The organism is Saprospiraceae bacterium (assembly GCA_016716185.1).
GTDB lineage: Bacteria > Bacteroidota > Bacteroidia > Chitinophagales > Saprospiraceae > Vicinibacter.
The window spans coordinates 417,579-436,985 of the sequence record JADJWV010000002.1; the positions used below are offsets into that span (position 1 = coordinate 417,579).

The following is a 19,407-nucleotide window of genomic DNA, read 5'->3' on the forward strand; positions in this document are numbered from 1 at the left end:
AAATTTCTTCAAACCGCATCATTCTGAATATGCAGAAACGGAATATTTATTTTGCAAATCCTTTGGGTAACGAACCATATTGGGTTGAAATTGGAAAGTCTTTTTAAAGGCTCTTGAAAATGCGGAAGGATCTTCGTATCCAACACACAACGCAATTGCTGATATCGGTAAATCGGTGTCCATGAGGTATCGCACAGCTAGTTCCATTCTTTTTTGCATTACGTATTGATAAACCGGTTTCCCATAACATTGTCTGAATCCTTTTTTTACAATGAATTCATTGGTCCCTATCTGACGTGCAAGTTCATTCAAGGAAGGGGTATGAGCCAGGTCTGAAACTAGGATATCATGGGCATATCTGATTTTATCCAGATCAGATCCCGAAATCGTAATATTTGAATAATAATCGCATTTTTCTCCTTCCAGAAGAAGGGAAATCAATTCGAGCATTTTGCTTTCAAGAAAGATTCTTGAATCAAATTGTGGTTTTTCAAAACTTAAGATTTGTGAAACAAGGTAATAAGCCTGAGGCATCCAACTGTAATTGTTGCAGCTGCAGACATTTTTATAAATAGCTGTCTGAAATTTTTGAGGCAATGCTTCCAGTGCCACATTTACAACTGAAATAAAGTAATCCAGGTCGATGTAAAAAGAAGCCATCATAAAGTCCCGCTGAGCTTGAATGCATTGGGTGGTTTGATAAGGCTGAATAAGCATCAGCTGGCATTTATCTCCTTGAATTTGTGCAGCCGGAGTGTTTCCATTTTGGTTAAAGCTTACCTGACCATTCAAAATAAAATGAAGGGCGGTTTGCCTTGCAGATGGTTGAAAACTATGGATCAGACAGGATTTTGTTTTTGAAACATGTCGCGTAAAGGTCAAGCTTGCGTGATCTTGAAATTTGAGTTGTCTGTGCTGTAAAAGCAAATCCCGGTTGCAAATATCCTGATCTCTATTTAAGTGAATTTCAACCATGAGTTATTTTGTCAATCCGATCATTTTGCCATGTCCTCAAAATTAAAATGAAATTGTATTATATCATAATGAGGTTTCGAAAATGAAGAAATATATACGAAAGAGCGTGGTATTTTTTTGCAAAAAGGAACACACTTTACTTTATAGAAGATTAGAAAGTTTATAATGTTCCTGATAAGCGAAGTTCACCAGAAGAAAGAATTTCGTGCTTAAGAGGAACATGCAACGATTGAAAAACAAACTAAAAAAAATTAAGGCACTTCAAAAAACTCCCTGATTCTTCGTTGTGCAAATTTTTTAAACTCCTCTCCCGCTACGCGGGATACAGCAGTAAACTCTGAGTTTAAAAAATTCACACGCTTCGTTTGAGAATTTTTTAGAAGTCCACACTACTTTAAACGTAGAATGTTGAGTAGACTATTCGTACCTCAGACTCTCTACCGGGTCCAGATTCGCAGCCTTAAGTGCGGGATAGAGCCCGCTGATGACGCCCACAAACATGCAAACAACCAATCCGAGTAAGATCCATGCCCATGGGATGATGAAATCACTACCAATGGCAAGCGTCACGATGTTACCCACCGGAATCCCCAATAAGATACCCAGGATGCCACCAGCCTGGCAAATCAGTATGGCTTCCGTGAGAAACAAGTGCACTATATTTTTCTTTGTGGCCCCAATAGCCTTTGCAATGCCGATCTCGCGGGTGCGCTCGGTTACGGATACGAGCATGATGTTCATCAATCCTATGGAGGCGCCTAGTAAAGTCATCATTCCGATAGCTACAGCAGCGGCACGCAATTTGACCGTATTCTCCCGAAGAAACTCAACGATGCCATCGCTTTTAAAAATCTCAAAATCGTTTTCTTCATAAGCTTTTAATTCGCGTATAACGCGCAACACACCTATGGCATGGTCTATGGTTTTATCGATATCTACTGCATTGGGTACATTGACTTCAATATCGAAATTGGAGTCGGCAACTCCGTATTCGAGTTTTGCATTATTCAAAGGGATGTATACCCTCCGGTCGGCTCCTTCGTTCATGCTGGCACCTTTCGATTTTAATGTGCCAACGATCTGGTATTTTTTACCACCAATAAGAATTTCTTTTTGCAGAGCCTTATCCGGATCTTCGTCAAAAAGGCGATTGACCAGTTCATATCCAATCACGGCTTTTGGAACGCCGTATTCCAGTTCGTGGGTTGAAAAATTTCGACCCCGATCGATTTCGTATCCGGCAATATCCAGGTAATTTTCATCGATGCCTCTGATCCGCGTACTGGGATTGGTTTTCTTATTTCCATACTGGATGATGCTATTGTAACTGCAGCGAAAGGAAATACCCACTTTTGCAATATTTTGCATGCGTTCCTTAAAGCTACTGACCTGGTCATAGGTCAACGGGGCAGCTTCTTTGTATTGCTCACGACCTCCGTGCCGTCGGAATTCAACCGACTTTCGGTCGATGCTGAAACTATTGGCACCCAGATTCGAAAAATTGCTGCTCATGCTGTAAATCATCCCGTCTATGGATGTCAGGATGCCGACCAGGGCCAATATACCCAAGGCTATGATCACCAGGGTCAATGTGGAGCGCAATAAATTGGCTCTTACGTTCACAAATGCCAGCCGCAGGATTTCGGTGTATTTCATTGAATGCAAATATAACCGGGCAGCAGGCTATGAAGGGGGAATTTCCCCGGGATGGGGTGTGTTTTCGACCAATGGGGGGAATATTTAGGCTAATGAGAGAAGGAGGGGAGGAGGGAGGGGGCTTGGAGTCCTGTAGGCCTGTAGGCCTGTAGGCTTTTAGGCTTTTAGGCTTTTAGGCTTGTAGGCTTGTTGGGTGGGGGGAATTTAATTCAACGGAAAAGCTTGAAGCGAAAAGCCTAAAGATATATTTCGATTCCATTGATAGAATTCTCTTCCCTAAACGAACTAACGTATGTTAGTCCCAACAACTAACAACTGCCAACTAACAACTGCCAACTGCTAACTTCTTACTGCCAACTTCCCCCTACTGCCAACTGCCTACTGCCCACTGCCTACTACTGACTGCCAACTTCTTACTGCCAACTTCCTCCAACTTCCGCTTTCTCAATACACTCCATCAGCTCTGCGTGAATTTTGCTATTGGATGCTACCACGTGATGGGCATTTAAGATTCCTTTTTCGGCGCCCTGGAAATTGGTGACTTTTCCATGGGCCTCCTGGATTAAGAGGATGCCTGCGGCGATGTCCCAGGGATTGAGGCGGGTTTCGTAGTAGCCGTCGAAACGACCGGCGGCAGTGTAGGCGAGATCTATGGCAGCCGATCCCAGTCGGCGGATGCCGCGTGAATGATGGAGTACATTGGTGAGTACTGCGGCCAGATTGGGCATGTAACCGCGTTTGTAGGGAAAGCCCGTCGCAATGACAGAGTCTTCCAGATTTTCTACGTCGCTGACGCGTATGTGCTGACCGTTTAAAAAGGCTCCGCCAGTCTTCCAGCCATAAAAACAATCGTCGTGCATGACGTCGTATACGACACCTAATACGGGTTCAGAATCGTGGGCCAGCGCAATGCTTACCGAAAATACGGGAATGCCTTTCAGAAAATTTGTCGTGCCATCCAGCGGATCGATAATCCAGCTGTAATGCGATGATGAGATCTGCGTTTGTGTATTTTCTTCCGTCAGAAATTGTGCATTGGGGACGAGGGGATCCAATGCTTTAGCCAGCATCTTTTCCGTTTCAATATCCACATAGGAAACCAGACTGTGTTTTTCTTTTTCGAGTATCTGATCTGCTTTTACTTTTCCCAGTTCTTCGCGGATGAATTGGCCGGCTTTTCGGGAAACGTCGGCGACGCGGTGGCAGATGACTTCGAGGTTGTTTAGTGGCATTTGAAATGGGAGCTAAAAGGTTAAAAGACCAGGAGGCCTAAAGCCTAAAGCCTAAAGCCTAAAGCCTAAAGCCTAAAGCCTAAAGCCTAAAGCCTAAAGCCTAAAGCCTAAAGCCTAAAGCCTAAAGCCTAAAGCCTAAAGCCTAAAGCCTAAAGCCTAAAGCCTAAAGCCTAAAGCCTAAAGCCTAAAGCTAAGGGATGTAAATTAAACAATTTATTTTGAATTGATTATTATCTTGAATTAAAATCCATACTTGGAAAACTTTAGCTTTAAGCTTCCAGCTTCATGCTTTTTCGAAAAACTGCATTCCCTCCAAGCCTAAAAGCCTACCTCCCTAAAAGCCTAAAAGTCAAAAAGTCAAAAAAAAAGTCAAAAAGTCGAAAGGTCGAAAAGTCCAAAAGCCTCCCACCCTCCATTCCTTCCCCCCTCTATCCTCAAACCAACTCCTTCCTCAATCTCGCCACCGGGATGTTCAACTGTTCGCGGTATTTGGCGATGGTACGGCGAGCGATATTGTAACCCCTTTTGTTTAACATGGATTTTAATTTCTCATCGCTGAGGGGTTTGTTTTTACTTTCGTTTTGGACGAGATCGGATAATATTTTTTTAACTTCAAGGGTGGAAACTTCATCGCCTTCTTCGTTCTGCATGGATTCAGAGAAAAAATCCTTCAGGCGTTTGGTTCCAAATTCTGTTTGTACAAACTTGCTGTTGGCTACGCGGGAAACTGTTGAAATATCCAGGTCGGTAATTTCAGCAATGTCTTTCAGGATCATGGGTTTTATTTTTTTCTGGTCACCAGTCAGAAAATATTCCTGCTGATATTGCATGATGGAATACATCGTTCTGTATAATGTATCCTGTCTTTGTTTGATCGCATCAATAAACCACTTTGCACCTTCAATTTTTTGCTTAATGAAGAGAATTGCTTCTTTTTCTTTCTTTGAATTGAGCCCTGCTTTTTTATTGTCTTTGTAGTGACGCAACATATCGAGATATTGATCATTGATCCTTAAATCGGGCGCATTCCGGCTATTCAAGCTAAGCTCCAGTTCACCATCGCGGTTGACAATGGTAAAATCCGGCACAATGATGTGGCCGGCTACTGAGCCCGTATTGAGTTGATCGACATAACCGGAGGAGGGCTTGGGATTGAGTTTCAGAATTTCATCGATTGCCACTTTCAATTGGGCCTCTGTAAGATTAAGCACTCTTTGGAGTTTGGTATAGTGCTTTTTGGTGAATTCGTCAAAATGACGTTCGAGTATAAATTCGGTAAGACGAAGAATCTTTAACTGGCTACGATTGCTGGTGAGCTTCATTTTAGCCCGGATCTGAATAAGCAAACACTCCTGTAGCGAACGGGCACCTACACCGGGTGGATCAAATGCCTGGATTTTTAACAGGATATTCAGGATCTCCTTTTCTGAACAAACCAGGTTTTGCGAAAACAAAAGGTCATCAATGATAGCCGACGGTTCCCTGCGCAGATAGCCGTCGTCGTCAATGCTACCTACGATCTGAAGCGCTATTTTATAATGATCCTCATTTTTAAGTTTGAGCAGGCCGATTTGTTTGCGCAAGTGATCGTGAAATGTGTTTTCAACCGCTATGGGTACCGATTTGGATTCCTCTTCCGGCATTCCATAATCGTCAGATTTATATTTATAGGAAGCGGTATCATCGTCCATGTAATTGTTGAGGTAATCGTCAAAGCTGTCGCTGTTGATGAGATCATCCTGGCTTTCCTGCTGATAAATTTCTGTTTCGCCGATTTCAAATTCGTCTGCACTATCGTGTTCCTGGTTGTCAATGCTGTTGTCTGAAATCTCATCGCGTTCGTTGCCTTCTTCGAGGGCCGGGTTTGATTCCAGTTCTTCCTGAATGCGTTGATCAAGGATAGCTGTTGGAATTTGCAACAATTTCATGAGCTGAATTTGTTGCGGAGATAGTTTCTGTAGAAGGCTTTGACTGAGTTGCTGTTTAATCATATCTTGCTTGTAAAACAAAGGGAAAATGCCATTAGTTCGAATTTTCAAGACTTCCTTCGCTCAGACGCTCTTCGGGAAGGGTGGCGGAATCTTCGTAACATTGCAAGGCAAATGTAGACAAAATCCAAACATATTATAATAATATTTAATATATAATTTAGATATGAAACATATAGCTGCACGAATTACGGCCCTCAGAGCAATCATGGCAAGCCATAAGGCAGATGCCTATATAGTACCCACAGCCGACCCACACCAGAGTGAATATGTGCCTGATCGATGGTCGCATCGCCAATGGATCTCCGGATTCAATGGCTCTGCGGCAACGGTAATTGTGACCGGAAAACATGCCGGACTCTGGACGGATTCCCGTTATTTTTTACAGGCGGAACAGGAACTCGCTGGAACAGGCATTGAGCTGCATAAATTGAAAGTTCAAACACAAGCCGAATATGTCGAATGGCTTTGCAATCAGATGAAACCGGGACAAACGGTAGCTTGCGATTTTTGGTGTTTTTCTTATGCCCAGATCCGGACTTTTGACCGCATGTTTTCGGAAAATGGGATTGTACTCAAGGATACCGGTGACCTTATCGAGGGAATTTGGGAAGATCGGCCAGAGATTGGAATGAACCCCATTTATGATTGGACTTTAAAATTTGCAGGAACGAAAAGAGAAGAAAAACTTAAAAAACTTAAAGCCGCTCTAAAAGAAAGGAAATCAGATTATATCGTTTTGTCGGCACTTGACGAAATAGCCTGGCTATTGAACCTGCGTGGCAGTGATGTACGATGCAACCCGGTATTTGTGGCGTATCTGGTTGTTTCAAAAAATTCTGCAGATCTTTTTATTCCTGATAAAAAACTGGATTCCAAACTTGAATTAAAAATTAAAGAAGCAGGTGTACAAGTCAAGCATTACAATGAAATAGCGACATACCTGGCGAACATACCAGAAGATTCCAAAATTCAGATAGATCCTTCGAGTCTGAATGCAAAACTATGCCTGAAGCTGAACCCAAAATCCATAAAAGAAGACTCGAGTCCGGTGATGCTGATGAAAGCCTGTAAATCTCCTGCCGAACAAAATCACATCAGAGAAGTGATGGAAAAAGACGGAGTGGCTTTATTGCGGGCTTTCATGTGGTTGGAAAAAGCGCTGAAAAGAAAAAAAGCGGTCACCGAATACGATTTTGCGATGCAAATCGCTCATTTTAGGTCACAACAGTCGCATTATGTCGGTGAAAGTTTTGATGCCATCGTTGGTTACAATGCCAATGGGGCCATCATCCATTACAAACCCAGTCCTCAAACAGCCTCCCGGATTAAACCCAAGGGTATTCTGCTTGTAGATAGTGGAGGCCAGTATCTGGATGGAACCACCGATATTACCAGAACGATCGCTTTAAGCAAACCCGGTATCGAATTCAAAAAGCATTATACAGCTGTGCTGATGGGTCATATTGCACTGGCAGATACGGTATTTCCGGAAGGCACCAAAGGGATTCAATTGGATGTATTGGCGCGTCAGCATCTTTGGAAAATGGGACTGAATTATGCCCACGGTACCGGACACGGAGTGGGTTATTTTATGAATGTCCACGAACCTCCGCAGGGATTTGTAAGTGCCTGGAACCAGCGCGGCCAAACGGGTATGCTCGAAGGCATGCTCACGTCGAATGAACCGGGATTTTACAAGGAAGGACATTATGGCATACGCATTGAAAATCTCGTTTTGAATGTGGCCCATTCAAAACAGAATGAACAGCGATTTCTGCAATTTGAAACGGTCACCTTATTTCCGATTGACACCCATTTGATTCACATGCCCTTGATGAACCGGCAGTGCGTCAGCTGGCTGAATGCCTACCACAAAGAAGTTTACAAGCGTTTGGCGCCACACCTGGATGCTGCGGAGAAAAAGTGGCTGAAAGGGAAGTGTAAGGAGATTTAGGGGAGCTTGAAAGGGGAGAGCCTGAAGCTTAAAGCTCAAAGCCGAAAGCTTTATTTTGGTGAAGGGGAAAAGGCTTATGGGTGGCATGGAAAAGGGGGAGAACTTGGTTCAGTTATAGTTTTCGTTTTCAATGCTAAAGCAAAAATTTGATTTCAAACCCAAACGGGAATTATATCAGAAAAGGGATTTGGAGCCCCGTTAGGGGCGGAATCTACGTATCAAAAAAGTACGAACCGAGATCACAGGCCCCATCGGGGCGGCATCTTTTTACGGAAACACTTTCGTGCCGCAATCAACATCTCAAAGGGGTTTCATTCTTGCATGAGAATAATAATTGTTGCATAAAATCATCGAAACGAAATACACTACCCGATATCGAAATGATAACAGTACCCAAATTTAGAGCCCCGTTAGGGGCGAAATCTTCATAGCAAAAAGTACGAACCGAGATCACAGACCCCATCGGGGCGGCATCTTTTTACGGAAACACTTTCGTGCCGCAATCAACATCTCAAAGGGGTTTCATTCTTGCATGAGAATAATAATTGTTGCATAAAATCATCGAAACGAAATACACTACCCGATATCGAAATGATATCAGTACCCAAATTTAAAGCCCCGTTAGGGGCGAAATCTTCATAGCAAAAAGTACGAACCGAGATCACAAGCCCCATCGGGGCGGCATCTTTTTACGGAAACACTTTCGTGCCGGAATCAACATCTCAAAGGGGTTTCATTCTTGCATGAGAATAATAATTGTTGCATAAAATCATCGAAACGAAATACACTAACCGATATCGAAATGATAACAGTACCCAAATTTAAAGCCCCGTTAGGGGCGAAATCTTCATAGCAAAAAGTACGAACCGAGATCACAGGCCCCATCGGGGCGGCATCTTTTTACGGAAACACTTTCGTGCCGCAATCAACATCTCAAAGGGGTTTCATTCTTGCATGAGAATAATAATTGTTGCATAAAATCATCGAAACGAAATACACTACCCGATATCGAAATGATATCAGTACCCAAATTTAAAGCCCCGTTAGGGGCGAAATCTTCATAGCAAAAAGTACGAACCGAGATCACAGGTCCCATCGGGGCGGCATCTTTTTACGGAAACACGTTCGAGCCGGAATCAACATCTCAAAGGGGTTTCATTCTTGCATGAGAATAATAATTGTTGCATAAAATCATCGAAACGAAATACACTAACCGATATCGAAATGATAACAGTACCCAAATTTAAAGCCCCGTTAGGGGCGAAATCTTCATAGCAAAAATTACGAACCGAGATCACAAGCCCCGTCGGGGTGACATCTGAACACGGAAACATATTGGTGTCGGGATCACAACCTCTCACGGGGTGTTATCCGGGATTGTGCCATAAGTACGCAACAAGAATTTTAGAATTTGCAAAGCACATCAATCATCCCGGAATGGACATGAACGTTGCCTTAAGCCTTCAGCCCTTCAGCCTTTTCTCCTCTCCCCCCACATTTCTCGTTCCGGACTTTGCTTAAAACCACAAATTCCCTTTTCTTTGTGCCCATAATAAAACGACATGGAAATTAATGAACTTAAGAAAGGCAGCAAAGGCAGATGTTTCGTGTTCTTCCTCTTATTTATATTCCTGTTCTGCCTGATGTGTGTGTACATCTACAATCAGAACTTCAAGCTGGATTTTTAGACCCGCTTAATCCTCCTCGTTCTCGAAGAGCAGGATGCTTGCAATCTCGTATTGGCCTTCTTTAACATAGAGGTCAGCTGCCAGTGTATTTCTCATCGATTTACTTTCAACGACAGCGTCGATCCCATTTTTCAAGAGCAATACCTTTTTAATTTCAGCTTTGTAGGAGTCTGCTAAGGACATGATTTTTTTCCAACCGTTCATAGTCGAGAGTTTTAGTAGAACAAATTTATATATGTTTTTTTGTTAATATGTAATACTTAATACATTTTTTTTAAAAAAACTCTATTTTTCAGTGTTTTCCTCTACTTTTTTACTGGTTTTAGGATAATTTTTATACATATTTTTATTTTTATTGTGTAATTATTTGATTTAAGGGGTATAATTTTTCCGGAGAGGCCCTTCAGGCCCACTTTCCCGAATTCAAAAATTCAGCTGATTTTTCGATATTTACATATTCAATTACTTCTTCTAATTTGCCTTCATGATTCCATTTCGTATCATCACCACCCATTTTATTTTTATTCTTTTCGTTTTTTTTTCTGGCTATGCCCAGTCGGGACAACTTTGGGAAGAGTACAGGCTTTCACAATCGTCCAATAGCCAATATCCCGAATACACTTTACTAAAATCCGTGATACCGGGAGTAGCTGCTTCACTTGCTCCCCATCCGGTTCAAAAAGCAGTTTATTTGGAATTGGATGCAGCGAACATCGCCTCACTTTTGAAAGAAGCTCCGATGCGCTTTTCCATGTTCGTAACCGATGCCGATGGACGGGTACATCCATTGCAATTGATACGTCAGGATTTGTTTGATGAAGAATCTAAATTGCTCACTGCAGATGGGGCCTCTCCGGTAAGTCTTCATACGGATGGTTTGTTTTACAGAGGTGTAGTAGATGGTGCCGAAGGCTCTTTTGCAGCCCTGAGTTTTTTTGCAGGTGAAGTGGCAGGTGTCATTGCACTCCCCAAAACGGGAAACCTGGTGATCGGTAAGCTCGTTCAGGAATCTGCTTCCGAATCCAATACAGGATTGCACGTCCTTTATGCCGATAGGGATTTAACCGTCAAACCGGATTTTCATTGCGGAACGGCTGAGGAAGGTGTTTCAATGGCTGCAGCCGCTCCTGACTCCATTTACGCGGACCGCTGCAAAACCGTGAAGATTTTTTTGGAATGCGACTATAAACTGTATCAGGATAAGGGCAGAAATGTAACCAATGTCAGAAATTATGTAAGCTCTCTTTTTAATGTCGTCAAAACGCTCTACTACAACGACGGGGTGAATATTGAAATATCCGATATCATGGTATGGAATGCTCAGGATCCGTTTTTGCATACCGATCTGGCTTCCATTTTATACCATTACTCCAATTACCGAAGGAATAATTTTAATGGAAACCTCGCGCAACTGGTGACCACCTTCGCACCGCAACAGCAAGGTGGCATTGCTTTTCTGGGCACTTTATGTCAGTCCTATAATGGTTCTTCGGGGCCGCATTCATTTGCCTATATCTACAATTCATTCAGCCAGCTGCCGGCCTATTCGTGGAGTGTTGAGGTCATGGCGCATGAGTTGGGACATAACTTTGGTTCACCGCATACGCATGCCTGCTTCTGGGGCCCCAACAGAAATCAGGTCATCGATAACTGTCAGCCTCCGGAAAACAACGGTTGTTCTTCAGGCCCTCCTCCGAATGGCGGTGGAACCATCATGAGTTATTGTCATCTCACGGGTTATGGAATCAATTTCAGCAAAGGATTTGGTGCGGAACCGGGTGAAGTGATCCGGATCGCTGCACAAACCAGATCTTGTGTTGCTGCAAGTTTTACACCCGTGATAACTCCAACGATCGCTGGTCCATATTTCGAAGATGATGTCATTCAGTTAAAAGCCAGGCCTTCCAATGCCCAATACGAATACGATTGGTTTCACTACGATTATTTAATGTCCACTCCGAAAGATTCGGTTTTGACGGTGAAGTACAGCGGTATTTACAAAGCAGCGATTTCAAATAAGTGTACGGAATACTCAGCCAGCGATTCGCTTGAAATTTCAGATTTTCTGGTCAACCTCGGCTGTCCGGTGATGAAGGGTGAAAGAGACTCGGTACAGGTCGGTTTGAATATGGTTGCCGATTTTGGAACGCGAAGAGACAGCCTCCTGGTTCCCGATAGTTTATATGCGAAGGTTCCGTCATGGGCCCGCGATGTATTGGTGGTCCTCGATATGACGGTGCGTCCGATGGGAACTTCGTGGACCCGCGATGTCACCGCTGCGTATAATGGTCCGGTACATACGGCGATCGCCAATACGCGTTTCAATCCCAATGCCGTTGAACCTGCGGGATTTCAGGGCGTGAAAACCTATTCCAGGATTTTGGGAAATTTTAATCCTGCGGGAACCTGGCATTTCATCACCAACGACAACAGACCCGATGCAGGTGTTGATGGCACGGTTGATTTTAGTATTAAAATCCAATGGAGGCGCAGCGATTCCATACCTCCGTGTGAAAGACCTTTGTGCGAAGGGCAAACACTGACCTTAGACCCCGGAATAAGGAATGGAAAATACAAATGGTCGACCGGCGACACGACGCGGCAATTGACGGTTCGCGATACGGGATTTTATAGTCTGGAAGTAAGTCGCGGGAATAAAAAGAGTAAGGGATCCGTCCGGTTTTATCATTATCCGGCAAATTACAATCAGACGGTTTCCATTTGTGATGGCGACAGTTTAATCGTAGGTAAAAAGACGTATTCCATTTCGGGTAACTACATCGACACCTTGATGTCCGGCAACGGATGCGATAGCATTCTCTCCACGGAACTGATCCTCCGGCCCAATGCATTCAGCCAGGAAAATCTGTATCTGTGTTATGCAGACAGTTTCATGAATTTATCCTACACCACCGATGCCATCGAACGCTTTCATTTTACAGCTGCCAATGGATGCGACAGTACACATGAAGTGAACATCCGGGTCAATCCGCCACTCAACTTACAAACGTTCGTTAGTCCCGATTGTCCGGAGAAAGGCGGGCAAATTGAAGCCATAGCCTCCGGTGGAAGTGGAATGTTCTACAATTATCGCTGGTCGGATGGAAAGGAAACGGCCATCAATACAGCGCTGCCAAGCGGAAAGTACGAAGTGGAAGCCACCGATTCAGCCGGATGTACAATTCGTAAAGAAGTAGAATTGATCAATCTGGATTCGGTAAAAGTCGTCCCTTTGATTTTTGACGTGGATTGTTTTGGAGATCAAAACGGAAGAATCTTTTTGGATTTTACATCGGGCACTGCGCCCTTTACGGTTTTTTGGAACACCGGTGCCAATACCAAAGACCTGTTGGATGTAAGTGCCGGTATCTACACGGCCTTCGTGCGCGATGCAAATGCATGTCAATCGATACACATACTGGAAGTGAAATCTCCTGAATTGTTGTTTGTGCAAGTGGATGTAAAAGGGAGTACCGGCAACGATGGAAGCGCCAAGGCAGAAGTGACCGGCGGTACCAGACCTTATACCTATTTGTGGAGCAATGGCGAGAGAGTTTCTGAGATTTTTAATCTCGCACCGGGTCCTTATAAAGTATGGATTGACGACAGCAAAGGATGTAAAACTTTATCTGAGTTTGAAGTACCCCGGGTGACTGGTGTTGGAGATCCAATCCATTCAAACGAAGAAATAAGTATTTATCCCAATCCGGCAAAGGATCGTTTGCGCATTGAAGTGAAAGGGATCGTTGTGCAAGATTGGTCCATCATCGATCTCCATGGACGAAAAATAATTTCGGGTACATGGCCATCAAATGAAGACGTTCACATCATCAGCGTCGAAAAATTGTTGCAGGGAATTTATAGTTTGGAATTAAGGGATGCAAGCGGCAAAATATTCTATAAGAAAATGGCTATGGGTAAATAATTTTCGAAAATTTTTTTTTTAAAAGGTATAGTGCATTCTATGCTTTGAACGATTACCGGGTGATAGAAATTTTCGCTACAATCCGTAAAGTTAAAGTCTAAAAATAATCAAATTTGAATGCAGTGATCGGCTCAGAAGAGTATGCATCCCGTTCATAATGATTTTTTTTATGAAATGAATGGAATGCATCGGGATCCTCTTCAGTGATCGGACCTGCCCGCAACAGACAAGCAAGCTCGGTATCCGATGTGAAAATGGAATTTAGAATTCAATCCCGCCACGCTTCAAAACAGCCTACATTTGATCTCATAAACATACAGCATCTTCCACACAAATGCTCACAAAAAGCCCATCAAATCCGGATCTCAAAACTTATCTCGACGCACTTGTTGAGCGATTCAACCAACCCGGCTTCATCGCAGACGATCCCATTTCCATACCTCACCGATTTACGAATAAACAAGACATCGAGATCAGTGCTTTATGGACCGCTTTGATAGCCTGGGGACAGCGCAAAACGATTTTGCAGAATGCATCCCAATTGATGGAATGGATGGATGGCTGTCCGCACCAATTTGTGTTGCAGCATCAGGAGACAGACCGCAAAAAATTTTTAAAATTTAAGCATCGCACATTTAACGGCGAAGATGCCATCTGCTTTTTGGAATATTTTCAGCATTATTATCGGGAAAACGATTCGCTTGAAACCGCATTTTCGAAGGGATTGCAAAAAACTGAATTGCACGTCGGACCGGCCCTCGTGCATTTCAAAGCCGATTTCAGAAATCGCGTTCCACATGCCGGACGAACATTAAAACACATCGCTTCTCCTGAAACGGGATCCCGTTGTAAGCGCTTATTGATGTTTTTGCGATGGATGGTGCGTAGGGATAAGGCAGGAGTAGATTTTGGAATCTGGTCAAACATTTCACCCGCACAATTGTTGTTGCCTTTGGACGTTCATGTGGAACAATCTGCCCGGAAACTTGGCCTATTAAGCCGTAAGCAGGCAGACTGGAAGGCCGTTCTCGAATTAAGTGCCCATTGCAGGACACTCAACCCCAGCGACCCCGCATGTTACGACTTTGCGCTTTTCGGCCTTGGATTGGAACAAAAACCAAACTTTAACATTTAACTACGAAGAATTTCGTACAAAATAAAATACCTTTGCAAGCGATTTAATAAAATCTCAAATTTTAAATTATGTACAAATTAGTCTTTTACATTTTGATTGTTTTCCTGCTGCCGTTTCAGGCTGATGCCCAAAAATCAAAATCAGGAAAAAAAGCAAAACCCGCGGCAACCGCGATCGATTACAACAATCTTCCTCCAGGGGTCACCAAGGGTGCCACAGTGGAAGGCATTACAGAATATTTTCTCCCGAACGGATTGCAATTTTTATTGTTCCCGGATCCATCCAAGCAAACGATTACCGTAAACATCACTTATAAAGTCGGATCCAGACATGAAGGTTATGGTGAAACCGGAATGGCACATTTACTCGAACACCTGGTATTTAAAGGGACGCCCAGGCATCCCGATATTCCGAATGAATTGACCAAACACGGCGCCAGACCCAATGGCACAACCTGGTATGACCGCACCAATTATTTCGAAACCTTTTCCGCTACGGATGAAAATTTGCGTTGGGCCTTGGATCTGGAAGCGGACAGGATGGTGAATTCTTTTATTGCAAAAAAACACCTCGATTCGGAAATGACGGTGGTCAGAAATGAATTCGAGTCCGGAGAAAACGATCCTTCTGGAATCCTCATGGAGCGCGTCTTATCTACGGCTTACTTGTGGCATAATTACGGAAAATCCACCATCGGTGCCCGTGCAGATATTGAAAATGTTCCCATTGAAAGATTGCAGGCATTTTATCGGAAGTATTATCAACCAGACAATGCGGTTCTGATGGTTGCAGGGAAAATAGACGAAAAGAAAACGGTGTGGTGGGTTCATGAATTCTTCTCCAAAATTCCCAAACCGAAACGAGAACTGATTGAAACTTATACTGCCGAACCTACACAGGATGGCGAACGCCATGTTACGCTCAAAAGAGTCGGCGACGTGCAAGTCGTTTCATGTATGTACCACATTCCTCCGGGTTCACATCCGGATGCCGCAGCAGCGGATATACTTGTGGATGTCATGACGATGGAGCCATCGGGCAGATTGTACAAGGCGCTGGTTGAAACTAAAAAAGCTTCCAGTCAGTTTGGTTGGTGTGCAACTTTAAAAGAACCCGGATTCGTTTATTTCGGAGCGCAGGTTCGCAAAGAAAATAACGTCCACGAAGTCAGAGATCTCATGATGGCTACGTTGGATGATATTGCAAAAAATCCTCCTACAAAAGAAGAAGTTGAGCGAGCCAGGAATAAACAAATTAAAGATATCGAACTCTTTACGAGAAATACGGAATTTGTGGGTCGTACCATCAGCGAATACATCGGTATGGGTGATTGGCGATTGGCATTTATATATCGCGACAACATCAGAAAGGTAACTCCTGAAGATGTTCAGCGCGTTGCCTTGAGTTATTTCAAACCGGCAAACAGAACTTCTGGTTTATTTATACCGGAAGAAAAACCAGATCGGGCAGAAATCCCAAAAGCACCTAATGTAGCAGCACTGGTAAAGAACTACAAAGGAGATCAGGCCCTTGCTCAGGGAGAAGAGTTTGATCCTTCCTGTGCCAATATCGAACAACGCACCAAACGCGGAGTTGAAGCACAGGGATTAAAGTATGCTTTTCTTCAGAAAAAAACCAAAGGCAATCTCGTAAATGCAAATATGACCCTTCGTTTTGGAGATGAAAACTCCTTAAAAGGAAAAGCTACGATCAGTGAATTTACAGCCCGGATGCTGAATCGCGGAACCACAACAAAATCCTGGCAGGAAATCAAAGATCAATTTGACAAACTAAAAGCCAGGGTGAATTTCTTTGGTAGTGGCGGATCGGTGAGTGCAAACATCCAGACTACGCGAGAAAATCTTCCTGCCGCCCTTCAACTGGTTACAGAAATATTCAGGCAACCGGTTTTTAATGAAAAAGAATTTGAAGAGATGAAAAACGAGGAACTTGCTGGCATTGAAGAGCAGCGTTCAGATCCTCAGGCATTGGTCTCTAATGCTGTTCAGCGTCATTTAAATCCATACCCAAAAGGCGATGTGCGATATGTCAAAACTATGGAGGAAGAAATGGAAGATATCAAAGCGGTTAAAATAGAAGACTTAAAAATGTTTTATCAGGACTTTTATGGTGCGGATCATTCCAGTTTCTCGGTGGTGGGTGATTTTGATGAAAATGAAGTGAAAAAAGTTGTTACGGAAGGATTGGCGAATTGGAAAAGTAAAAATCCATACAAGCGTATTGCAGACAATTACCTGGAAGTTCCGGCAACCAACCAGAATATAGAAACACCAGATAAAGCCAATGCCATGTTTTTGGCCGGAATGAATTTAAACATCCGGGATGACGATCCGGATTATCCGGCACTTGTTTTAGGCAATTACATTCTTGGTGGCGGATTTTTAAACAGTCGCCTGGCAACGCGTATTCGCCAAAAAGAGGGTTTGAGTTATGGAGTAGGCTCCCAACTTTTTGCAGATGCTCAGGATAAATCGGGAGGCTTTATGGCTTATGCTATTTATGCACCGGAAAACAGAGATAAACTGGAAACTGCATTTAAAGAAGAAATTGCCCGGATGTTGAAAGATGGATTTACCCAGCAGGAAGTCGACGATGCAAGATCTGGCTTACTTCAGTCGCGAAAAGTTTCCCGTTCACAGGACAACCAACTTTCTGGTCAATTGAATTCTATGCTTAATATCAATCGGACATTTAAATTTTCCGAAGAAATGGAGCAAAAGATTTCTCAATTGACTCCTCAACAGATCCATACCGCTTTGAATAAGCACATCGACATCAATAAAATCAGCTACTTCAAAGGAGGTGATTTTGCGAATAAGTTGAGCAAACCATAGGGAAAGTCAGGAAGCTAAATGCATAAAGCCTAAAGCCTAAAGCCGTGTGATATCATAGCTTTGGGCTTTTTTTTTAATGAAATGTATTTTTATCTTCAGTGAATCATTGCCATTTAAGCTTTTCTTATCTCACCCCTGACCCTCTTCTGATGGAGAGGGGAATCGTAGAAAAAAATATATTGGGTAACGGAATCGCTCCCTTCTCCACGTTTGTGGAGAACCTGTCTGCCGATCAGGCAGGGGGTTGGGGATGAGGCGAAACAACGGAGAGAATATAAAGTCATCGTGTCCTTAAATAATAGAATTACTAACGATTGTTAGATATTTTTGAAAAAATGAAAATCATGAATTCCTGGTTCAAAACAAAACCTGCTCAGCGCAGTCTCCAGCCAGGCGTAGTCTTTCGAATACGCTGGTGTGATGTGAGTACTTAGTTTCCGAACGGAATCTACACACAAGAACTAAAAAAAACTAACAAACGTTAGTTAAAAATTCATTACAATACTAAATAATCCCAATCTCTGCATTAGAATTGAAAATATACTATATATTGTTGATTATCAATATATAATTTCCAATCTATTGCAATAGAAAGGTGATTTACAAAAACCCTAAACAAAGCTTTTCGCTTATTACTTTAAGCTAAAAAACTGGATTCCATTGCATGAATTGGGATAATCCCAATTTCAATACACCACCTCATGTTGATAATTCCCGGGTACTTGCTGGTACAGCTTCCAGTATTCTTCGGCGATTAAGGCCGGACTATACTTCGCATCGGCAACATCCACTTTTCCACAAACGGTAAGTTGTGCAATATGGACTTGCGAATTCTTGGCCCTCTCAACAAGTGCCTGCACCAGATTGCGCATTCCGGCTTTACCGATGCTCAGAGAAACAAACATGGGTGCCCCTTGGAGAGCAGTGCCACCTCCGGTAAAGAATAATTTTCCGGTATTGCTTTTTAACATTGCCGGGAGGAAGAATTGTGCAGTTTGAAATGCACCACCGGTGCTGATTGCAAAACAAGATTGAATATTCTTCCAACTTTCTTCCAACACATCCTGGACATGGATGGCTGAAGCATTGAATAATACCAAATCCGGGAAGCCATTTTTTTGAATGCAATCGGTTATGGCAATTTTTAATCCTGCTTCGTCGCTCACATCGGCCATAAAATAATCAGCAGTGATATTTTCGGCTTGTAAAGCCCCGGCCAATACTTCTAATTTATTTTCCGTACGTGCAATCAAAGAGATATGAAAGCCTTCTTTTCCAAATCGCAGTGCAACGGCTTGTCCGATTCCATGACCGGCGCCAATGATGATCGCTTTTTTCATTTTAATTTTTTATTAAAATAGCTTAATTGGACACACTTGCCTTCATGATCAACCTACCGCAAAATCAATTGTATGGAATGCATCTTATGGGTTGACCTACACGAATAACTTTCTGTCCATACTGTAAGTTATTTTGAACTGGATCCAGATTCTATCAGGGTAGCAGCTTAAACCTGCGAACCAAATTTATTTCTATCGGGATCTATTCTTTTGAATCTTAATCCAAAAGCTCTGCAGTTAACATGACTTCCGCATTCAACAGCTTGGATACGGGACAGTTTGCTTTAGCATTCGCTGTAAATTCATGCAATAACTCTGCGGTGAGTCCATTTGCTTTTACTTTGGTATGCAACATGATCACCGGAATTGCGCCATTCTCAAGCACTACGGTTGCTGTGGTATGGATGTGATCGGCAGTGAATCCACCTGCATTCATGACAAAGGCAAGTTTCATCGAGAAGCAACCAGCGTGTGCAGCTCCAATCAATTCTTCGGGATTGGTTCCCGGTTTATCTTCAAATCGGGTAGGATATGAATATTCTGTATCGCACAAGACTCCGCTTTGTGTACTTAAACGACCAGTCCCTTCTTTTCCGGTGCCGTTCCAATCGGCAGTAGCTGTTCTTTTAATTTGCATGAGGATGATTTTTGTTTGT

At 43.0% G+C, this 19,407-nt stretch carries 11 protein-coding genes; 4 read left to right on the forward strand and 7 right to left on the reverse strand.

Annotation, left to right across the window (positions count from 1 at the left end; translation table 11 throughout):
* Nucleotides 1-18: 18 nt before the first annotated feature.
* The 4 genes from IPM34_03545 to rpoN all read right to left on the reverse strand — a co-directional run bounded on the left by IPM34_03545 (nucleotide 19) and on the right by rpoN (nucleotide 5,854).
* Nucleotides 19-975, reverse strand: a complete 957-nt coding sequence (locus IPM34_03545) for a helix-turn-helix transcriptional regulator (GenBank protein MBK8954617.1) — start codon at nucleotides 973-975, stop codon at nucleotides 19-21.
* 417 nt (nucleotides 976-1,392) lie between these two features.
* The gene (locus tag IPM34_03550; GenBank protein MBK8954618.1) at nucleotides 1,393-2,631 is read right to left on the reverse strand and encodes an ABC transporter permease; all 1,239 of its coding nucleotides are present in this window, start codon (nucleotides 2,629-2,631) and stop codon (nucleotides 1,393-1,395) included.
* 413 nt (nucleotides 2,632-3,044) lie between these two features.
* Complete coding sequence (locus IPM34_03555) at nucleotides 3,045-3,863, reverse strand: inositol monophosphatase (protein MBK8954619.1); 819 nt, start codon at nucleotides 3,861-3,863, stop codon at nucleotides 3,045-3,047.
* Nucleotides 3,864-4,297: 434 nt separating this feature from the next.
* Nucleotides 4,298-5,854 carry an RNA polymerase factor sigma-54 gene (rpoN, locus tag IPM34_03560; GenBank protein MBK8954620.1) on the reverse strand — a complete coding sequence of 519 codons (1,557 nt, stop codon included), beginning with the start codon at nucleotides 5,852-5,854 and terminating at the stop codon, nucleotides 4,298-4,300.
* Nucleotides 5,855-6,017: 163 nt separating this feature from the next.
* Here rpoN and IPM34_03565 point away from each other — a divergent pair, with 163 nt between their 5' ends.
* The gene (locus tag IPM34_03565; protein ID MBK8954621.1) at nucleotides 6,018-7,808 is read left to right on the forward strand and encodes an aminopeptidase P family protein; all 1,791 of its coding nucleotides are present in this window, start codon (nucleotides 6,018-6,020) and stop codon (nucleotides 7,806-7,808) included.
* 1,694 nt (nucleotides 7,809-9,502) lie between these two features.
* Here IPM34_03565 and IPM34_03570 read toward each other — a convergent pair.
* Nucleotides 9,503-9,700, reverse strand: coding sequence for a hypothetical protein (locus IPM34_03570; protein ID MBK8954622.1), 198 nt, complete (start codon nucleotides 9,698-9,700; stop codon nucleotides 9,503-9,505).
* Between the two features lie 280 nt (nucleotides 9,701-9,980).
* Here IPM34_03570 and IPM34_03575 point away from each other — a divergent pair, with 280 nt between their 5' ends.
* From IPM34_03575 to IPM34_03585, 3 genes are all read left to right on the forward strand, one after another.
* Nucleotides 9,981-13,421 (forward strand): T9SS type A sorting domain-containing protein, encoded by a 3,441-nt coding sequence (locus IPM34_03575; GenBank protein ID MBK8954623.1) that lies wholly within the window; start codon nucleotides 9,981-9,983, stop codon nucleotides 13,419-13,421.
* Between the two features lie 334 nt (nucleotides 13,422-13,755).
* A complete protein-coding gene (locus IPM34_03580; protein ID MBK8954624.1) occupies nucleotides 13,756-14,556 on the forward strand; it encodes a TIGR02757 family protein in 801 nt (266 codons plus the stop codon).
* 68 nt (nucleotides 14,557-14,624) lie between these two features.
* Nucleotides 14,625-17,411 (forward strand): insulinase family protein, encoded by a 2,787-nt coding sequence (locus tag IPM34_03585; protein ID MBK8954625.1) that lies wholly within the window; start codon nucleotides 14,625-14,627, stop codon nucleotides 17,409-17,411.
* A gap of 686 nt (nucleotides 17,412-18,097) precedes the next feature.
* Here the strand turns inward: IPM34_03585 and IPM34_03590 are convergent.
* Both IPM34_03590 and IPM34_03595 read right to left on the reverse strand, forming a co-directional pair.
* On the reverse strand, nucleotides 18,098-18,751 hold the full coding sequence (locus tag IPM34_03590; protein ID MBK8954626.1) for an SDR family NAD(P)-dependent oxidoreductase: 654 nt from the start codon (nucleotides 18,749-18,751) through the stop codon (nucleotides 18,098-18,100).
* 217 nt (nucleotides 18,752-18,968) lie between these two features.
* A complete protein-coding gene (locus IPM34_03595) occupies nucleotides 18,969-19,388 on the reverse strand; it encodes an OsmC family peroxiredoxin (protein ID MBK8954627.1) in 420 nt (139 codons plus the stop codon).
* Nucleotides 19,389-19,407: the final 19 nt, after the last annotated feature.

Excerpts from the sequence above, each read along its gene's own strand:
- IPM34_03570 (MBK8954622.1), bottom strand. The coding sequence starts at position 9,700 with ATGAACGGTTGGAAAAAAATCATGTCCTTAGCAGACTCCTACAAAGCT.
- IPM34_03575 (MBK8954623.1), top strand. The coding sequence starts at position 9,981 with ATGATTCCATTTCGTATCATCACCACCCATTTTATTTTTATTCTTTTC.
- IPM34_03590 (MBK8954626.1), bottom strand. The coding sequence starts at position 18,751 with ATGAAAAAAGCGATCATCATTGGCGCCGGTCATGGAATCGGACAAGCC.
- IPM34_03595 (MBK8954627.1), bottom strand. The coding sequence starts at position 19,388 with ATGCAAATTAAAAGAACAGCTACTGCCGATTGGAACGGCACCGGAAAA.
- rpoN (MBK8954620.1), bottom strand. The coding sequence starts at position 5,854 with ATGATTAAACAGCAACTCAGTCAAAGCCTTCTACAGAAACTATCTCCG.
- IPM34_03580 (MBK8954624.1), top strand. The coding sequence starts at position 13,756 with ATGCTCACAAAAAGCCCATCAAATCCGGATCTCAAAACTTATCTCGAC.
- IPM34_03555 (MBK8954619.1), bottom strand. The coding sequence starts at position 3,863 with ATGCCACTAAACAACCTCGAAGTCATCTGCCACCGCGTCGCCGACGTT.
- IPM34_03545 (MBK8954617.1), bottom strand. The coding sequence starts at position 975 with ATGGTTGAAATTCACTTAAATAGAGATCAGGATATTTGCAACCGGGAT.
- IPM34_03585 (MBK8954625.1), top strand. The coding sequence starts at position 14,625 with ATGTACAAATTAGTCTTTTACATTTTGATTGTTTTCCTGCTGCCGTTT.
- IPM34_03565 (MBK8954621.1), top strand. The coding sequence starts at position 6,018 with ATGAAACATATAGCTGCACGAATTACGGCCCTCAGAGCAATCATGGCA.
- IPM34_03550 (MBK8954618.1), bottom strand. The coding sequence starts at position 2,631 with ATGAAATACACCGAAATCCTGCGGCTGGCATTTGTGAACGTAAGAGCC.